The sequence below is a fragment of the Streptomyces sp. NPDC050636 genome (assembly GCF_040654775.1).
Lineage (GTDB): Bacteria > Actinomycetota > Actinomycetes > Streptomycetales > Streptomycetaceae > Streptomyces.
In genome coordinates this window covers 23,847-39,312 of the sequence record NZ_JBFAIP010000062.1, presented here as the reverse complement: position 1 = coordinate 39,312, position 15,466 = coordinate 23,847, and the positions used below count along the sequence as shown (strand labels likewise).

The following is a 15,466-nucleotide window of genomic DNA, read 5'->3' as shown; positions in this document are numbered from 1 at the left end:
AGCTGCTGGAACTGCGCCCGGGTGAGCTTCTCGTCCAGGTGCAGCGGGCCCTCGGCGGAGGCCGTGATGTAGGGCAGGTTGATCGTCGTCTCGGTCGCCGCCGACAACTCGATCTTCGCCTTCTCCGCTGCCTCACGCAGCCGCTGGGTGGCCATCTTGTCCTTCGACAGATCGATGCCGTAGGCGTTCTTGAACTGCTTGGTCAGGTGGTCCACGACCCGCTGGTCCCAGTCGTCGCCGCCCAGGTGCGTATCGCCGTTGGTGGCCTTGACCTCCACCAGGCCCTCGCCGATCTCCAGCAGCGACACGTCGAAGGTGCCGCCGCCGAGGTCGAAGACGAGGATCGTCTGGTCGTTCTCCTTGTCGAGGCCGTAGGCGAGCGCCGCGGCGGTCGGCTCGTTGATGATCCGCAGCACGTTCAGGCCCGCGATCTCCCCGGCCTCCTTGGTCGCCGTGCGCTGGGAGTCGTTGAAGTACGCCGGAACGGTGACGACGGCGTCCGTCACCTCCTCGCCCAGGTACGACTCGGCGTCGCGCTTGAGCTTCTGGAGCACCCGGGCGGAGATCTCCTGCGCGGTGTACCTCTTGCCGTCGATGTCACCGCTGCTCGGGAAGCGCCACTCCGCCTCGCCGACGTGGCGCTTGACCGACCGCGCGGTCCGCTCGATGTTGGTCACTGCCTGCCGCTTGGCGACCTCACCCACCAGCACATCACCGTTCTTGGCGAACCCGACCACCGACGGGGTGGTACGGGCGCCCTCGGTGTTCGTGATGACCGTGGGCTCGCCGCCCTCCAGCACGCTGACCACCGAGTTCGTCGTACCGAGGTCAATGCCCACTGCACGTGCCATGGCCCTCTCCTCACTTGCGGTCCACTCCCAGAGCGGTCCCGACCCGGGAGCGGTGATGGCTGTGGTGTACGGGCCGATCGCGGGCGGACCCTTACGTGGACCCGGGCCCGGCGCCCGCGCACTCATGAGGGCGACCGGCACGAGATGCCGGGCAGCCCTCAGGCCTCACCTCACAGGCGTTCTCATGTGCTGTCTTGGAGAGCGGACCGCCTGCCACTTTTCCTCCACAAACTGCATAAAACGCGCCGACACGCGTGTCAAGATGCTCAAAATCGAGCAAAAGCGCCGGGTGTGTGGGCGGCAGGCGCGGTGGTTCACGTATGTGGGTCGGCGGGCCACCCACATTGGGCCGACGGTCCAACACTGCGCACACTGGACATATGGGCGGTGTGACCGTCGGCAAGACGGTGGAGCGTGCGGACCTACTGGCAGCGGCCGTCGTCAAGGCCGTCCAGGGGACGGATGCGTACGCCGCAAGCGTCTTTCTCCGCTCCCGTGACCGCCGCTCGGTCGTGCTCGCCGCGACCTGCGGGGTGCCCCCCTCGCAGCTGGGCGGCTGGCGGTTCATTCCGGTGAGCAGTCCTATCCCGATCGCCGTGGCATACCGCTCCGGGCGCACGATCCACCTGGCCGACGCCGACGAGACGGTGCGCCGGTTCCCCCAGCTCGCGGTGGCTCTGCCGTACGCCTTCGGCTCCTGCTCGGTGCCGGTGGGCACGGGCGATGAGACCTTCGGGGCGCTGGCGATCGTATGGGCGGCGGAACCCGGCACCGAGGGGCTGCCCAAGGCCCAGCGCCGCCATCTGCGAGCCGCCGCCAACCGGCTCGGCGCCTCCCTCGCCGCCCTCTCCGCCCGTACGGGCGATCCCATCGAGTGTGACCCGGAGACGGTTCCCGTCGAGATCCCGGCTCCTTCCGCACCGGGCGTCCGGGTCGGCCTGTTCGACTGGGACCTCGTCACCGACGCCCTCACCGTGGACGACGAATTCTGCGCGATCTTCGGCCTGGAGCCCGGTGCCTTCGACGGAAGGGCCGAGACGCTCGCTTCCCGCCTCCACCCCGGCGACCGCGCCGCCTTCCGTGCCGCTGCCCGCGCGGCAGCCGCCGACGGCCGGATCACGGCGCGGCGCCTGCGCGCACGAGAAAGCAGGGGCGGTGGGGGTGCCAGGGACGGCGGGGGTGCCGGAACAGGCGGGGATACCGGAACAGGCGGGGACGGCGACCATGGCAGCGAGGAGTACCGCACGATCGAGCTGTGGGGCCGGGTACCGGAAGTCGTCGACGATCGGGCGCGTACCCACCTCGTCGGCGCGGCCGTCGACGCACGGGCCGGCAATGCGGCCGTCGCCGCGGTCGAGCGGCTGCGGGACGGGCTGTTCTCGCTCGCGCCGGACGGGCGGGTCACCTACACCAACCGCAGCCTTGAACAGCTGCTGGGCGTACGGGACGAGGAACTGCTCGGGCAGTGCCTCTGGGACGTCCTGCCATGGCTGTCCGATCCCGCCATCGAGTACCGGCACCGGTCCGTGATGATCTCGCAGATGCCGGCTTCCTTCCTCGCCTGCCGCCCGCCCGACCAGTGGCTCGCCTTCTCCCTCCATCCGGACGCGGACGGCGTGACCGGCAGAGCGGTTGCCGTGGGCCGGCCCCCCTCAGCCGACACGGCCCCCGCCGCACCGGCCGCCATGGCACCCCCAGCCGCCGCACCGGCACGCCTGGGCGTCATGTACCACGTCCTCCAGCTGGGCAGCGCACTGACCGAGGCGGTCACCGCCAGCGAAGTCTGCGACGTCGTCGCCGACCAGCTCCTCCCGGCCTTCGGTGGCCAGCAGTTGGCGATCTACGTGGTCCGTGAGGGCACGATGCACCTGCTCCTCCACACCGGCCACCACGAGAGCTTCCTCGACTGGCTGGAAGGCATGCCGCTCCATGCCCAGCTGCCCGGTACCGAGGCCCTGACCTCCGGAGTCCCCCTGTTCATCGAGTCGCAGGAGGACCTCTCCGAGGGCTACCCGGGCATCCCCGTGGGCGAGGTGAGCTCCTGGGCGTACCTGCCGCTGATCGCCTCCAGCCGCCCCGTCGGCACCTGCGTCCTCGGCTTCGACGAGGTCCACCGGTTCACGGCCAAGGACCGCAGCGTCCTGACCGCGCTCGCCGGGCTGATCGCCCAGGCCCTGGAACGAGCACGGCTCTACGACTCCGAGTTCGCCCTCGCCCGCGGCCTTCAACAGGCGCTGCTGCCGCACCGGCTGCCCGTACTCCCCGACATCCACACCACCGCCCGCTACTTGCCCTGCACGAAAGGCATGGATATCGGCGGCGACTGGTACGACGTCATCCCCACCGGTAGCGGAGTCTCCCTCGTCATCGGAGACGTAGAGGGACACAGCATCCCCGCCGCGGCCACCATGGCTCAGCTGCGCAGCGCCGTACGTGCCTTCGCGACGATAGGCCACACACCCGGCGAGGTACTGGCGGGCGCCAACCACATCCTCATGGACCTCGACCCCGGGCTCCTCGCCAGCTGCTGCTACGTCCAATTCGACCCTCACACCCACCGCGCGCACGCCGTCTGCGCCGGCCACCCACCACCACTTCTGCGCCGTCCCGACGGAACGACCACCGTCGTGCACCTGGAGGCCGGCCCCCTCCTGGGCGTGGACCGCTCAAGCGAATACCCGCAAACCCCGATCGCCCTCCCGCCGGGCTCCGTCCTGGCCCTCTACACGGACGGCCTGGTCGAGGAGCGTTCGACCGACATCGACGTCGGCATCGACCGGCTACGGGCATCCTTGGCCCACGCCCGCGCCGACTCCCTGGACGAACTCGCCGACCGTCTCCTGTACGACGCCGGACGCTCGTCCTACCGCGCCGACGACATCGCTCTGCTGCTCACGGAATACGGTTGATCTGCACCGGTGCCGGCTCGTCGGTGAGGTCGGTGAGGTCGGTGAGGTCGGTGAGGTCGGTGCGTCGGTGCGTCGGCGCGGGTAGCGCGGGGATGGCGGGGGTGGCGAGGGGGGCGCGGCAGCCGCGCCGGCCGACGTGTCAGGGCACGGCGCGCAGCGATGGCGGCGTGTGCTCGCCCGGCCGCGGCTCAGGCGGTTGCGTCTCTTGGCCAGTGGGTTCGGGGTGCCCTTGGAGGGCTGCCACGGCGCGCTCAAGGCTCTCTCCAGTGACCTGCATCCGGATCCTCGCCAGCCGCTCTAACTCGGTATTCGACACACTGTCAGCGTAAACGCGAACAACGCAGCTGTCCTTGTTCGAGCGCATCTCGCCGGGCGACTCCGCACGGGCTCCCCGCGCAGTGCTGCTGCAGACGCCCGGTGCTGCTGCACACGCCCGGTGCCGCTACAGACGCCCGGCGCTCAACACCCCGCCTTCGCAACGACTTCGCGTCACCGTTGGCGAAAATTCAGCCACCGCACAACCCCGCCCCAAACCCGCCCGTCCTCCCGCACGCACCTGTAACTCGATTCTTCTTGGGGGTAATTCATGCGACGGTTGGGGACAGCGGCCGCGGCGCTCGCGCTCGCGGGCGCTGGGCTGGCGGGTACGGCCGGAGTGGCCGGCGCCGCGACCGGACCGGGGGGCAAGGCCGCCTCGGCCACGGCCTGTTCGACCGTCTGGGGCAGCGGCGACAAGTCGGCCACGGACGCGAACGGCAAGCCGCTGAAGAACATCAAGACCAGCCAGAGCGCATGCTACGACCGCATGGTCTTCGACATCAGCGGAGCGACCGGCAAGCTCGGCTACCACGTCGGTTACGTCGACAAGTTCCACCAGGACGGCTCCGGTGAGCAGATACCGGTCAACGGCGGCGCCATCCTGCAAATCTATGTGTCCGCGCCGAGCCACGACCCGGCGACCGGCAGGCAGACCTACGCCGGGAGGGCCGGGAAGCCGCTGCCGGGCGTGAACATCACCGGTTACAAGACGTTCAAGGACACCAAGTTCGGAGCGAGCTTCGAGGGGCAGACCCAGGTCGGCCTGGGCGTCCGCGCCAAGCTGCCGTTCCGCGTGCTCCAGTCCGGCGACCAGCTGATCGTGGACGTCGCACACACCTGGTGACCCAAAGCAGCGACACGAGCCGCCCGACGAACCTCAGTTGCGTCGGGCGGCTTCTTCACAGCGATCAGCAGCCGATGCAGGCCAGGGCGACGAAGCCGGTCAGTGGCTGCTGCTGGTAGTTGAACATTCCGGATGGCTGCCTTTCACGCCGGGCGGCCGACCGCCGACGGGCAAGTGAGCTCGGCCAGGGCCGCTCAGCCTCGCCTCGCCTCGGCCCGGGAAGCGGCCGGGGCACGTTCCTCGGTGGAACCCCAACTGTGACGAATGCCTATTCAGGTTCACAGGGGAGATCACGTATGATCATGATCCAAAACGAACAACTGTCGCAGTCACCCGCACAGCCGGAGAATCTCCGCCGTATCAGACCACCGGGTGACCGCGCGGGGGGAAGGAATCCTCGATGAAGTCATCGCATCTCCGGCGTCGTCTCGCCGGAACCGCAGCCGTCGCCATCCTGGCCGGTGCGGGTGTACTGGCCGCCGCACCTTCGGCTGTCGCCAAGGCGAACCTGCTGGCCATAGACAAGGTCTCGCTCCGTGCGCCAGACCTACAGGTGAACGTCACGTACTCCTGCGACCGTGGCATGAACCACCAACTGGTCGCCAATGCAACCAAGATCAACCAGACTGGGTCGGATGAGTCGGTCGCCGCGGGCACCATCAAGGCCGACAAGCTCGCCTGCGACTACGACAGCCACGCCGCGAACGTGACCATGCGCCCGGCGGTCGGTTCGCACTTCGCCAAGGGCGACAAGGTGAAGGTGACCGTCTTCTACTTCGACAATGACGGGTTCAGCTACGCGAGGCAGGAGACCTCCGTGGTTCTGTAAACGCGGCTGTCGCCGCCCCCGGCAGACGGCGGACCGGACGGCCCGCCGTCTGCCGGGGTGTGCCGCACCTCGAAGGCACGTGCATCCGGGTCCTGCATTTTTATGTCGGCAACGAGGTGGCCGGCCGGTTCCCCTCGTCTCGCCTCACTTCGCCGATGCCTCGGTGGCCTTGTCGTCCTCGACCTTGGTTGCCACGGACGTCGGTTGCCCCGAGCGGGACGGGCGGCGGGATACCGCGACCCCGGCCAGGCAAAGGGCTCCGCCGGCCAGGGTGAGCAGCCCCGGGATCTCGTCCAGCACCAGCCAGGACATGAGTACCACCAGAGCCGGCACCACGTAGGTGGTGGCGCCCATCCGGCCAGCGGTGGTGCGGGCCAGGGCGAAAGCCCAGGTGGTGAAAGCGAGGGCGGTCGGGAAGATGCCCAGATAGAGCATGTTGAGCGTTGCGGTCAGCGGTGCGTGCGCGGCCTGCGATACGAGCGTTCCGGCGAAGGGCAGGCAGACCACCGTCCCCACCAGGCAGCCGAACGTGGTCACTTGGAGCGCTCCGGCATGCCGCAGCGCCGGCTTCTGGGCGACGGCACCGCCGGCGTACGACACCGCGGCCAGCAGACAGAGCAGCACGCCGAGTACGGACGCGCCGCCGGCGTCGGACATCGAGAGCCCCACGACCACCGCACCGGCGAAGGACACCGCCATGCCTGCCAGCAGTGGGCGTGGTAGTCCTTCTCCCAGGAGCCTGCTGCTCAGCAGCACGATGAGAATCGGCCCGATGTTGACGATCATCGCCGCTGTGCCCGCGTCGACCGCCTGCTCGCCCCAGTTGAGTACCACCATGTAGAGGCCGAACCACAGAACCCCCGAGCAGACGATGCCCGGCCAGGCGGCCCGTGGTGGCCACCCTTCGCGGCGTATCAGGCTGATTGCTCCGAGTGCCAGGGTCCCTGCGAGGAGTCGTCCGAGCGCCAGGGCGCCCGGAGAATAGGCCGAAGCGGCACTGCGGATGGAGACGAAGGCCGAGGCCCAGAGCACGACGGTGATCGCTGCGGCGGCCACGGCGGGCCATTCGCTGCGCCGGCCGGTGTATGGCGGGATTCTCATGGCGGTGACGCTAGGTCGTGAATGTATCGGCGCTCAACGAAATTTCGCTGATCAGGTGGCGCTTCGTGCCGGCCGCGACCGACCCCGCTCCTCGACGCAGGGTGTGGGACGGGGCTCGATGGGCTGCGCAAGCTCCCCGCGTATCGCTTCGGCGGCGCTACAAAGCGCGCATTTCCAGGCCGTTGACAGTCGCCGTAGGGGGATTTCCCTCCGCCAGCAGGAGGGCGGTGATGCGGTCGGCCGGACCTTGAACGAAGTGCACCTGGCCGCCGGGCAGGGGGACGACGCTGTCGGAGGTACCGAGCGGGATGCCGGTGAGCCGGCTCAGCCAGGCGGCGGAGGCGAGCGGGTCGGGTGTCTCGATGACGAAGCCGGCCAGGTCGTGCGGGCCGCGGGCAACCCGTCCCGCGCTGTACTTGTCGAGAATGACCTGGCGGTCCGGGCGGTACGTGATGAAGAACGGCGCCCACGGCGGGGCGCCGATGAGCATCGCCTCCTGGAACGACACCGGGGACCCCTCACGTGCGAAGGTCAGCAACTCGACCTGGTGGCCCTCGCGCCGCAGGCGCTCGGTGGTGGCGCCCACATCGGTGACATGGATGGCGAAGTTCAGTGCGCCACCGCCTGCGGCGAAGAGTTCGTCGACGCGGGGCATCCAGTCGGCCATGGCCTGGCCGTACGGGGACGGCGCGAACTCGGCGCGGTCGACGACGGTGAGGATCTCGATATAGCGGGTGTCCAGCCGCCAGGCGCCGTTCTGGAACCCCAGGTACGGCGGGTTGGTATGGGCCGGCAGACCGGTCGCGGTGTAGGCCGCTACGGCGGCTTCGACGTCGGGAACGCAGTGGAGGAGGTGGTCGAAGGAGGGTGACTCAGGGTGGAGCGGCATGGGTGTTCTCCTTTGGGCGGTGCCCGGGTGGTGATTGGCGGTGTGCGGTGTGCGGTGTGCGGTGTGCGGTGTGCGGAGTTCGGTGTGTGGTGTGCGGCTACGGTCGTACGGCGCGGAAGCGGAAGGCGCTGCCGGTCTTGCTGACCGACGTCTCCGGCGCCTCGAAACCGGCATGGCGGAGCCGCTGCGGCAGGCTCTCCGGCGGCACCGGGACGCACGTATCGCCGAGGTGGATCATTCGGAAGCGCCTGCTGGTCACCGAGTCGCAGCCGGCGAAGACCCCGCCGGGGCGCAGCACGCGGAAGGCCTCTGCGAACAGGCGGTCCTGGTCCTGCGGAGACGGCACATGATGCAGCATCGTGAAGCACAGGACCGCGTCGTAGCGCTGCCCGGACAGCGGCATGGCGGTGGCGTCCGCGTGCACGACATCGATGGCGTCGCCGTACTCGCGCCGCAGGCCGTCGGCGGAGTCCCGGTCGACCTCGATCACACTCAGCCGGGGGACTTGGCGCGCCAGCACGCGTGTGGTGGCGCCGTATCCGGGTCCGATCTCCAGCACATCGGTCCCGAACTCGACCCCGTCGAGGGCCCACGGCAGCAGCTTCTCCTCCACTGCGGCGGACCACTTGGCGGAGTTGCAGAGCCACTGGTGAAAGAGGTTCATCGGCATACAGCGATGCTAGGAAGGCGCTGATGTGTCCGCCACGCGATGGGAAGACAACTCATGTCGTTAAAAGGACAGGCAGAAGGGCGGCCGGAACGACGGCCAGATGGGCAGCTGGCAGGACAGGGAATGGGACAGGAGGGAAAGCCGTTGGGGGGAGCCCTGGTTGCCGCGGCGGGGCTTGCCGAATCCGCCGTAGTGGTCGGGAGCTTCGCGATGGACGGCGGGCAGTGGTTCCGGCGGCATCGGCACGAACACCATCAACTGGCCTGGGCGCAGCGGGGAGTTCTGGCCGTTCGGGCCACGGGGAACACCTGGGTGCTGCCACCGTCGATGGCCCTGTGGATTCCGGCCGGCACCGCGCACGCCACCGGGGCCGCAGGTCCGGCCCTGTTCCGGAGCCTCTACTACCTGCCGGACAGCTGCCCGGTCGACTGGTCCGCCCCCACAGTCGTCGGTGTGTCGCCGCTGCTGCGGGAGCTGATCTCGTACCTGGCTGACGACACCTTGGACGCGGCCGCCCGCGATCGGGCCGAGGCGGTCGTACTGGATCAACTGCGCCCGGTGTCGGTCACCACGGTGCTGGCCCCGATGCCCCGCGACCCGCGGGCGCGCCGGGTCGCGGAGGCGCTGCGCGCCGATCCGGCCGACGAGCGGACGCTGGCGCAGTGGGGTGCCCAGGTGGGCGCGAGCGGGCGGACGCTGGCCCGTGCGTTCGTCGCGGACACCGGCATGCCGTACGGGCAGTGGCGCACCCGGGCCCGGCTGCAGGCCGCGATGCCGCTGCTGGCAGCCGGGGCGACGGTCGCGGCGGTGGCCGCGCGGGTGGGCTACGCGTCCCCGAGCGCCTTCGTCGCGGCCTTCCGGCGCACGGTCGGGGTGCCACCGGGGACGTATTTCGCGCCGTAGCCCGTAGCCCGTAGCCCGTAGCCCGTAGCCCGTGGCGCCGTAGGGCTATTGTGCGCCGCGGCCTGGCTCTGCGGCGACCAGGCGTCGTTCATCACGGGAGGTGCGGTCCCTGTGGACGGCGGCTGCACTGCCCTCTGGGTCCGCCCCTCGTTGTGCACCGGCCGGTCACGCGCTAAGGGCCGACATGGACGTATGTCGCCCACAGGTCCGGGTTCTCGCGGGTGGCGGCGCCCTGGTCGGCGACCGCCTTGTGCAGCGCGCGGGCGGCGCCGTCCGCCCAGCCGCCCGCGGTGGGCGGGCCGAGGCCGGTGTACACCGCTTCCGCCACCTCCGTGGCGACGACGTCCCTGAGAACCCACTGAGTGGCGATGACATGCCGGAATCCGGCCAGTTGCATGGCGCCGGCCAGATGGACGGCCTCGTCCGCCTGACCGGCGGTGCTGCGGGCGGACTCACAGGCGGAAAGGAAGGCCAGTTCGGCGGCGGGGGAGCGGTGGGTGGCGACATCCGCCACGGTGACCGGGCCGTCGTGGCAGAGCAGGAAGGAGCGGACCGGGTCCGACAGATGCTGGTAGCCGTGCCCGGCGAAGTGCAGGGAGGGCCGGGTGCGCAGACCGGCGAGCAGCCGGTCGCGGGTGGCCTCCGGGCCGATGAGGGGACGCACGCCCGGAAGCAGGTCCGCGACCTTACGGGCCTCCTTCTCGGCCTTCGGCAGTGGATCTGCGTCGAGCGCGGCCGACTGGGGTACGGCCAGTACGGTCATGGGCGCATCGGCGGGCTGCGGCGGTACGGCGGCCGAGGTGCGGCGGGAACGGGCGTCGATGAGCGCGCGCAGGGTCGGGGTGTAGGAGCTGACGGTGCGCAGCGGCACGGCCGGCCGGCCGGGACTGCCGCCGTCGTCATCGTCATCGTCGTCGTACTGCCCGGCGGCGTGCACGGGAAGCAGGGTGAGCAGCCCGGTGGGGCACCACCAGACACGGGGCAGCAGGCCGTCGGGACCGGGCTCGCCCCGGTAGTCCAGCAGCTCGTCGAGCACTTCCTCGCAGACGTGCTCCCACAGCCAGCCGAGCAGTTCGGTGAGCGTGTCCTTGATGCGTGCCTTGTCCCCGCTGCGGAACGCCTCGTCGAGAAGTTCGGCCTGCTCCCGTACGGATTCCAGGCTCAGCGTCCGCAACCGGCGGAAGCGCGGCGGCCGGCCGGCCTCGACCACGATGGCGTCACAGCGGGAGGCGGCGGTGTTGAGCAGGACCACCGGGCCCCCGGCGGCGGCCGCGGACAGTTGCGCGTACGAGGGGGCGGCGAGGAAGTCGTGCAGCCCGTCCAGGGACCGGGCGCGGGCGAGCAGCGCCGTGCGCCGGTCCGCAAGCCGCTGCCGCTCGGTCACGTCCGCATCCCGCGAGGCGGCGGACTCCAGACCGCGCAGCACCGCGTCCAGCTCCTGCGCCAACTGCTCGTCCACCGCACGCAGTCGGGTCAGATCGGCTTGCAGGTCGAGTGCCTGTGAGAGCAGCACCCCGCGGCCCTGTTCCAGCAGTTCGACGGCGCGTTCCGGCTGCCCGAGGTCCAGATGCGCCGCAGCGGCCTCACAGCCGGCGCCCCATGCCTCGGTGAGAAAGTGCTGACGGTCACTCAGATCGAGCCCGAGCCAGGCCGCCTGCGGCAGATGCGCCACCGCCGCCGCGTAACCCTCGGCCGCCGACTCCAGGTCCCCGGTACGGGCCGCCGCCCCGCCCCAGGCCATGGCCGCGTGCAGCCGCAGCCGGGCCGGGGCGGTGGGATGTGCCTCGGCCCCGCGGAACAGGGGCATGGCCTCCTTGGGCGGCAGCGCGGCTGCGAGGTTGTAGGCGTATCCGGGCCAGTCGGGATGTTCCCCGGAGAGATCCGCGAGAGCCTTCCGGCCGTGCCGCACCGCCTCCTCTCGCGCGTCGGCGGAGCCGGTGTGCTCGTACAGATGCCGCAGCGCGGTGCACAGTCCGCCATGCCGGGCGCGGATGTCCGGGTGGCCGTCCGGCAGCAGCTGCAACGCGTCCTTCCTGGTGGCGATGACCGCCTCCAGGTCCGCTAGCTGCCCGCCCGAGGTGTACCGGGCCAGCAGGGTGGCGCTGAGGTTGGTGAGGTAGTCGGGGAGCCGGGTGTGCCCCTGCGGAAGCAGTTCGACGGCGCTCGCGCAGGCGGCCAGGGCCCCGTCGAGCAGGTCGGGGTCACCGGTGCGGTCGTACAGCTGGAGCAGCACCCTGCCGTGGTCCGACCAGCCCACGTGGCGGTCCGCGTACGTCTCCGGCAGATTCCGGAGTCCGGCGGCGAACAGCGTGGCGGCTTCCTGGAGGTCGGCGAGCGAGCCCCGGTGGTCGAAGCGCGTCGCGAGTGTGCTGGCGAGCGCGCTGCAGGCGGTGTAGTAGGCGGAGAAGTCCTCCCGCGGCCAGGCGTCGAGGGCCTGCCGCGCGGCGTCCACGGACCGGTCGAGCCAGCCGGTCTCGTATGTCCGCTCGAACTTCCGGCGCAGCGCGATCGCCTGGGTGCCGAGCACACTCCGGCCCAGCGGACCGGGCAGCGGCGGCCCGGCCAGGATCCGGCCCAGGTCGTCGAGGATTTCCTGGAGATCCGCGTCCCGGCCGCTGTGCCGGTGGCGCAACAGCTGGGCCGAGCACCGGTTGAGGACCACGAACGCCCGGTCCGCGGAGCTTTCCGGCAAGCTGCCCGTCAGCTCACGGCACATACCGATCAGCTCGTCCAGCCGTTCGTCGCTGCCGGTACGTTCGAAGCGCGCCCGAAGGGGTGGCAGGAGATTCGACACCATGAGGGCGCGGCTCCTGACGTCATTGCCGGAGACGTACAGCGCGGCGGAGAGGGCGTCGATCGCCTCCTCAAGCACCTCGGGGTCGTCGTTCCGGCGGAACAGGAAGTACAGCGCCGTGCCCAGCGACTGGAGGAACACGCACTCGTCGTCGCTGCCGGGGAGCGTCAGATCGGCGGCCCGCCGCAGTGCGTCGACGGCCGCGGTCGCATCCGCCGTCACCCCGCTGTGCTGCGCGCGGACAGAGAGCGCCTGGCCCAGTGCGAGCAGCGAGTTGGCCGTCCGGTCGTCGTTGCCGTCGGCCATGGCGCCGGAGACTTCCCTGGTGCAGATCTCGATGGCCTCGTCGACGGCCGCCCGGTCATGGTCCCGTTCGTACTTCGTCTCCAGCAGTCCGGCGAGGTTCAGCCGGGCCGTGTGCGCCGCATCGGCATCGTCGCCGTGGTGTGCCAGCGCGGCCCGGAAGGCCGCGATGGCATCCGTCGTATCGCTGCCTCCCTGGCGCACATGGGAGCGTTCCTGGAGCAGAACGCCGAGCAGATGCTGTCCGTCCGCACTCGGGAGGTCCTCCCGGACCAGGGCGATCGCCTCGTCGAGATCCGGCTCGGACCGGGTCCGCAGAAAGCGCTGATGCAGCGTCATGGCCAGGACGTGGACCTGCTTGCGGCGTTCCGGGGCGTCCTCGGCGAGGTCGGCGAGCTCCGCCCGCCACTCACTGACCATACGGTCGATCTCCGCCACGGGAACCGCCCCCATGAACCTCTGGACGGACGGCTTTACACGGTCTTCCCCGTTCACCGGCTGCTCCCCAGTCCCCGCTGCGGGCCGAGCCGCTCCTGCGCGGCGAGGCCCTCCAGCAGCCGCTCCGCAGGAACGGGAATCAGATCCGCCATGAGCCCGAGATACATGGCTACCCCTTCCGGCACCCGCGCGGGCGCGCGCTGGTGCAGGATCAGGGAGAGTGTGAGCGCCTCCGCCTGCTCGGACTCGTCAGCCGTCAGCTCGTGCCGGTGCATGTGGTAGCGGGCGACGGCCTCGATGACGTCCAGATCGCAGGGCGCGGGACCGGAGCGCACCCCGAAAACCACCCGCCGCAGCTGGGTGACCACAGCACGCGTCTCCCGGCTGGTGATCAACCGGGGCTCCCCGCTCTGCTCGAACTGCGCGATCCGCCACGTCAGTTCGGACAACAGCTGCGTACGGCTGCCGAACTCGGCCATGAACTACCCCCGTTGTCGGAATCGCCACCACTCTGGTCTGTCTCCGCCGCTGTGAAAAGATGTGTCCCTCGGTGTTTCTGTCGTATGGGGGGCGCATGGGAGCAGGTGAACTGCGCACGGTGGCGGGCCAGTTGCGCGGTCGGCTGGAGGATGTGGCGGAGGCCCGTCTGGAGGCCGGCGACTGGGAGCTCCTGCAGGATGTGGTGCGGCGCGCCATGGTGGCGTTGCGGGAAGGCGATGCACGGACGCTGCGCCGGGCGAGCGCCGAGGTGGCACGGCTCCTCGGTTCGCGTATGCGCCGTGCGGAGTCGGAGCCCCCCGACTGGCTGGAGGTGCCTCCGGCGGTCCGCGAGGGAACGAACGAACTGCTGGACCGGCTGGTAGACCTCGCACAACACGAACCGGATCAGGGACAAGAGCGGGACCAGGAACAGCAGCGAGAACCGGAAGGCGACCAGGCCGGGACACCGGAACCCCCGGAGGTACCCCCTGCCCACTGACCCGGGCCTGGAGCGGGCCGCCTTGCTGGTGCATCTCTTCGTCCGCGCCGACCGCTTCCGTACGGGGGGTCCCGCCGCGGACCATCTGCGCCGCATGTGGCGTGGCTGCGCCGAGCTGGGCATGCGCGAGCCGATGCCGGTCCCGGACGCCCCGCCCCTGGAGCTCCCTGACGAACTCCCCGCGCCCGGCGACGGAGACACCGGAGACGCGGTGGTCGCCGCCCGCACCGTACCGGCGAACTCACCCGCCCTGGCTCAAGCCATGATCCACCGGCTGCACGACACCCTCGTCCTGACCGCGGCCCTCGAAGCCCATGGCGACGACAACTGGGCCGATCTGTCCCGGCGTTGGGACTCCGTCATCGGGGCACCGCCGCCCTCCGAAGTCCTGGGAGAGGTACGCCTCTTCCGGGCCCTGCTCCCCGGCACGGACACCACGCCCGTCCGCAACGCGGCACGTGCGGTGGGTGACCCGGTGCGCTGGGGAAGGCCGATGACCGTGGTCGGTGACACCTTCCGGGTGTGGGATGCCACGCCGTGCCGCGACGCACCGGTCCGGAGTGTGATCGCGGTAGCGGTGCACGACAGCCCTGACGCGGCGGACCGGGCCGAGGAGATGCTCGATTTCTGGTGCTGGGCACGGGGCCCGCTGGAACCCGCCCCGTTCACCCGTGTCCTGCTGCACGCCGCGAAGCTACGGCATCAGATGGGAGTGCTGGCGAGGGAGCGGGCGGCGCTGGGCGTGGCACGGGCGGACGTGGAGGCGAGCATCAGGAGACTGACCGCGCTGCACAGCCGGATCACCGGAAACCCGGGCGCGCGCTCGGACGCCCGACGACTCCAGGCACTGGTGGCCGCGGAGACGGAACACAGCAGACTGCAGACGCAGACGCTGCAGAGCAACGGCCTCATCGCGACACTCGGAAACGTCCGACGGATGCGCCGCAGCGTCGATGTCATCGCTTCCAACCTCGCCCTGTCGGCAGCACACCCACTGCCCCGGGACACACCGGGTGGCCTCTTCGACGAGTACCGGACGACCGCCGACTGGCTGCGCCGCGAGCTGGACGACGAGGCGCTTCAGTTGGAGAACGTACGGCAGCGCGCCGACGAGGTCGCGCGGGTGACCGGCACCGTCACCCAACAACTCCTCCAGCGCCATCAGCAGCAACTGACCGTCATCCAGAGCTCGTCCCTCGGCGGACTGATCATGGCCCTCGCTGCCGTCCAGGGCCTCGGCTACCGCGTGCCGTTGCCCGGCCCGCTGCAGGCGCCGGTGATCGCACTGCTGGCCACGCTGGCCCTGTTCCTCCCGGGCGCCGTACTGCGCTGGTCGCGCGGCACCAGCCGCGACGCCCCGCTGCCCGCCTTCGACCTGACGGGCGCCGCTCTGGTGGGCGCCGCCGGCGGCTGGCTCATCACCACTGCGAGCTGGCTCGCCGCCACGGGACGCAGCCCTTGGCCCGGCTGGTCGCTGCTGGCCGCTGGGGCGCTTGCTGCTCTGTCCCTGTTGGCCGGGCGCAGCATGATGCGTCGGCATCGGCGCGGCGCGGGCCGGCGTTAGGGCGGGTGAGGGCGGGTCACCCGTCACCAACGTCGGGACGAGCCCCTTTCGCAGGTTCCGGCCGGCGTGTTGAT

12 protein-coding genes and 1 pseudogene are annotated in these 15,466 nt (G+C 70.5%); 7 read left to right on the top strand and 6 right to left on the bottom strand.

Features of this window, described 5'->3' with window-relative positions:
* The coding region (locus tag AB0I10_RS30065; protein WP_363155813.1) for an Hsp70 family protein at positions 1-851 on the bottom strand (851 nt) is incomplete at its 3' end.
* A gap of 380 nt (positions 852-1,231) precedes the next feature.
* On the opposite strand from AB0I10_RS30065, the gene AB0I10_RS30060 reads away from it, so the two are divergent.
* The 3 genes from AB0I10_RS30060 to AB0I10_RS30050 all read left to right on the top strand — a co-directional run bounded on the left by AB0I10_RS30060 (position 1,232) and on the right by AB0I10_RS30050 (position 5,751).
* On the top strand, positions 1,232-3,760 hold the full coding sequence (locus AB0I10_RS30060; RefSeq protein WP_363155812.1) for a SpoIIE family protein phosphatase: 2,529 nt from the start codon (positions 1,232-1,234) through the stop codon (positions 3,758-3,760).
* 586 nt (positions 3,761-4,346) lie between these two features.
* Positions 4,347-4,922 carry a hypothetical protein gene (locus tag AB0I10_RS30055; protein ID WP_363155811.1) on the top strand — a complete coding sequence of 192 codons (576 nt, stop codon included), beginning with the start codon at positions 4,347-4,349 and terminating at the stop codon, positions 4,920-4,922.
* Between the two features lie 400 nt (positions 4,923-5,322).
* Positions 5,323-5,751, top strand: a complete 429-nt coding sequence (locus AB0I10_RS30050) for a hypothetical protein (RefSeq protein WP_363155810.1) — start codon at positions 5,323-5,325, stop codon at positions 5,749-5,751.
* Positions 5,752-5,895: 144 nt separating this feature from the next.
* On the opposite strand, the gene AB0I10_RS30045 is transcribed toward AB0I10_RS30050, so the two are convergent.
* The 3 genes from AB0I10_RS30045 to AB0I10_RS30035 form a co-directional block, all read right to left on the bottom strand.
* Positions 5,896-6,852 (bottom strand): DMT family transporter, encoded by a 957-nt coding sequence (locus AB0I10_RS30045; protein ID WP_363155809.1) that lies wholly within the window; start codon positions 6,850-6,852, stop codon positions 5,896-5,898.
* 157 nt (positions 6,853-7,009) lie between these two features.
* Positions 7,010-7,741, bottom strand: coding sequence for a VOC family protein (locus tag AB0I10_RS30040; protein WP_363155808.1), 732 nt, complete (start codon positions 7,739-7,741; stop codon positions 7,010-7,012).
* A 97-nt stretch (positions 7,742-7,838) separates the two neighbouring features.
* Positions 7,839-8,411 (bottom strand): class I SAM-dependent methyltransferase, encoded by a 573-nt coding sequence (locus AB0I10_RS30035; protein WP_363155807.1) that lies wholly within the window; start codon positions 8,409-8,411, stop codon positions 7,839-7,841.
* A gap of 123 nt (positions 8,412-8,534) precedes the next feature.
* Between AB0I10_RS30035 and AB0I10_RS30030 the strand changes: the two genes are divergently transcribed.
* Positions 8,535-9,314 carry a helix-turn-helix transcriptional regulator gene (locus AB0I10_RS30030; RefSeq protein ID WP_363155806.1) on the top strand — a complete coding sequence of 260 codons (780 nt, stop codon included), beginning with the start codon at positions 8,535-8,537 and terminating at the stop codon, positions 9,312-9,314.
* A gap of 54 nt (positions 9,315-9,368) precedes the next feature.
* Positions 9,369-9,449, top strand: a pseudogene (locus tag AB0I10_RS30025) (short-chain dehydrogenase); the annotation flags it as partial.
* A gap of 37 nt (positions 9,450-9,486) precedes the next feature.
* On the opposite strand, the gene AB0I10_RS30020 reads toward AB0I10_RS30025, so the two are convergent.
* Positions 9,487-12,849: a CHAT domain-containing protein gene (locus AB0I10_RS30020; protein ID WP_363155805.1), complete on the bottom strand. Its 3,363-nt coding sequence runs from the start codon at positions 12,847-12,849 to the stop codon at positions 9,487-9,489.
* Positions 12,850-12,902: 53 nt separating this feature from the next.
* On the bottom strand, positions 12,903-13,328 hold the full coding sequence (locus AB0I10_RS30015) for a hypothetical protein (protein WP_363155804.1): 426 nt from the start codon (positions 13,326-13,328) through the stop codon (positions 12,903-12,905).
* A 95-nt stretch (positions 13,329-13,423) separates the two neighbouring features.
* Here AB0I10_RS30015 and AB0I10_RS30010 point away from each other — a divergent pair, with 95 nt between their 5' ends.
* Positions 13,424-13,828, top strand: coding sequence for a CATRA system-associated protein (locus AB0I10_RS30010; RefSeq protein WP_363155803.1), 405 nt, complete (start codon positions 13,424-13,426; stop codon positions 13,826-13,828).
* A 28-nt stretch (positions 13,829-13,856) separates the two neighbouring features.
* Entirely contained in the window at positions 13,857-15,392 is a 1,536-nt protein-coding gene (locus AB0I10_RS30005; RefSeq protein WP_363155815.1) for a CATRA conflict system CASPASE/TPR repeat-associated protein, read from the top strand.
* Positions 15,393-15,466 lie beyond the last annotated feature (74 nt).

What these genes read in the sequence shown, in the direction of transcription:
- AB0I10_RS30010 (WP_363155803.1), top strand. Translation starts at nt 13,424, where the DNA reads ATGGGAGCAGGTGAACTGCGCACGGTGGCGGGCCAGTTGCGCGGTCGG.
- AB0I10_RS30060 (WP_363155812.1), top strand. Translation starts at nt 1,232, where the DNA reads ATGGGCGGTGTGACCGTCGGCAAGACGGTGGAGCGTGCGGACCTACTG.
- AB0I10_RS30030 (WP_363155806.1), top strand. Translation starts at nt 8,535, where the DNA reads ATGGGACAGGAGGGAAAGCCGTTGGGGGGAGCCCTGGTTGCCGCGGCG.
- AB0I10_RS30040 (WP_363155808.1), bottom strand. Translation starts at nt 7,741, where the DNA reads ATGCCGCTCCACCCTGAGTCACCCTCCTTCGACCACCTCCTCCACTGC.
- AB0I10_RS30050 (WP_363155810.1), top strand. Translation starts at nt 5,323, where the DNA reads ATGAAGTCATCGCATCTCCGGCGTCGTCTCGCCGGAACCGCAGCCGTC.
- AB0I10_RS30045 (WP_363155809.1), bottom strand. Translation starts at nt 6,852, where the DNA reads ATGAGAATCCCGCCATACACCGGCCGGCGCAGCGAATGGCCCGCCGTG.
- AB0I10_RS30015 (WP_363155804.1), bottom strand. Translation starts at nt 13,328, where the DNA reads ATGGCCGAGTTCGGCAGCCGTACGCAGCTGTTGTCCGAACTGACGTGG.
- AB0I10_RS30035 (WP_363155807.1), bottom strand. Translation starts at nt 8,411, where the DNA reads ATGCCGATGAACCTCTTTCACCAGTGGCTCTGCAACTCCGCCAAGTGG.
- AB0I10_RS30055 (WP_363155811.1), top strand. Translation starts at nt 4,347, where the DNA reads ATGCGACGGTTGGGGACAGCGGCCGCGGCGCTCGCGCTCGCGGGCGCT.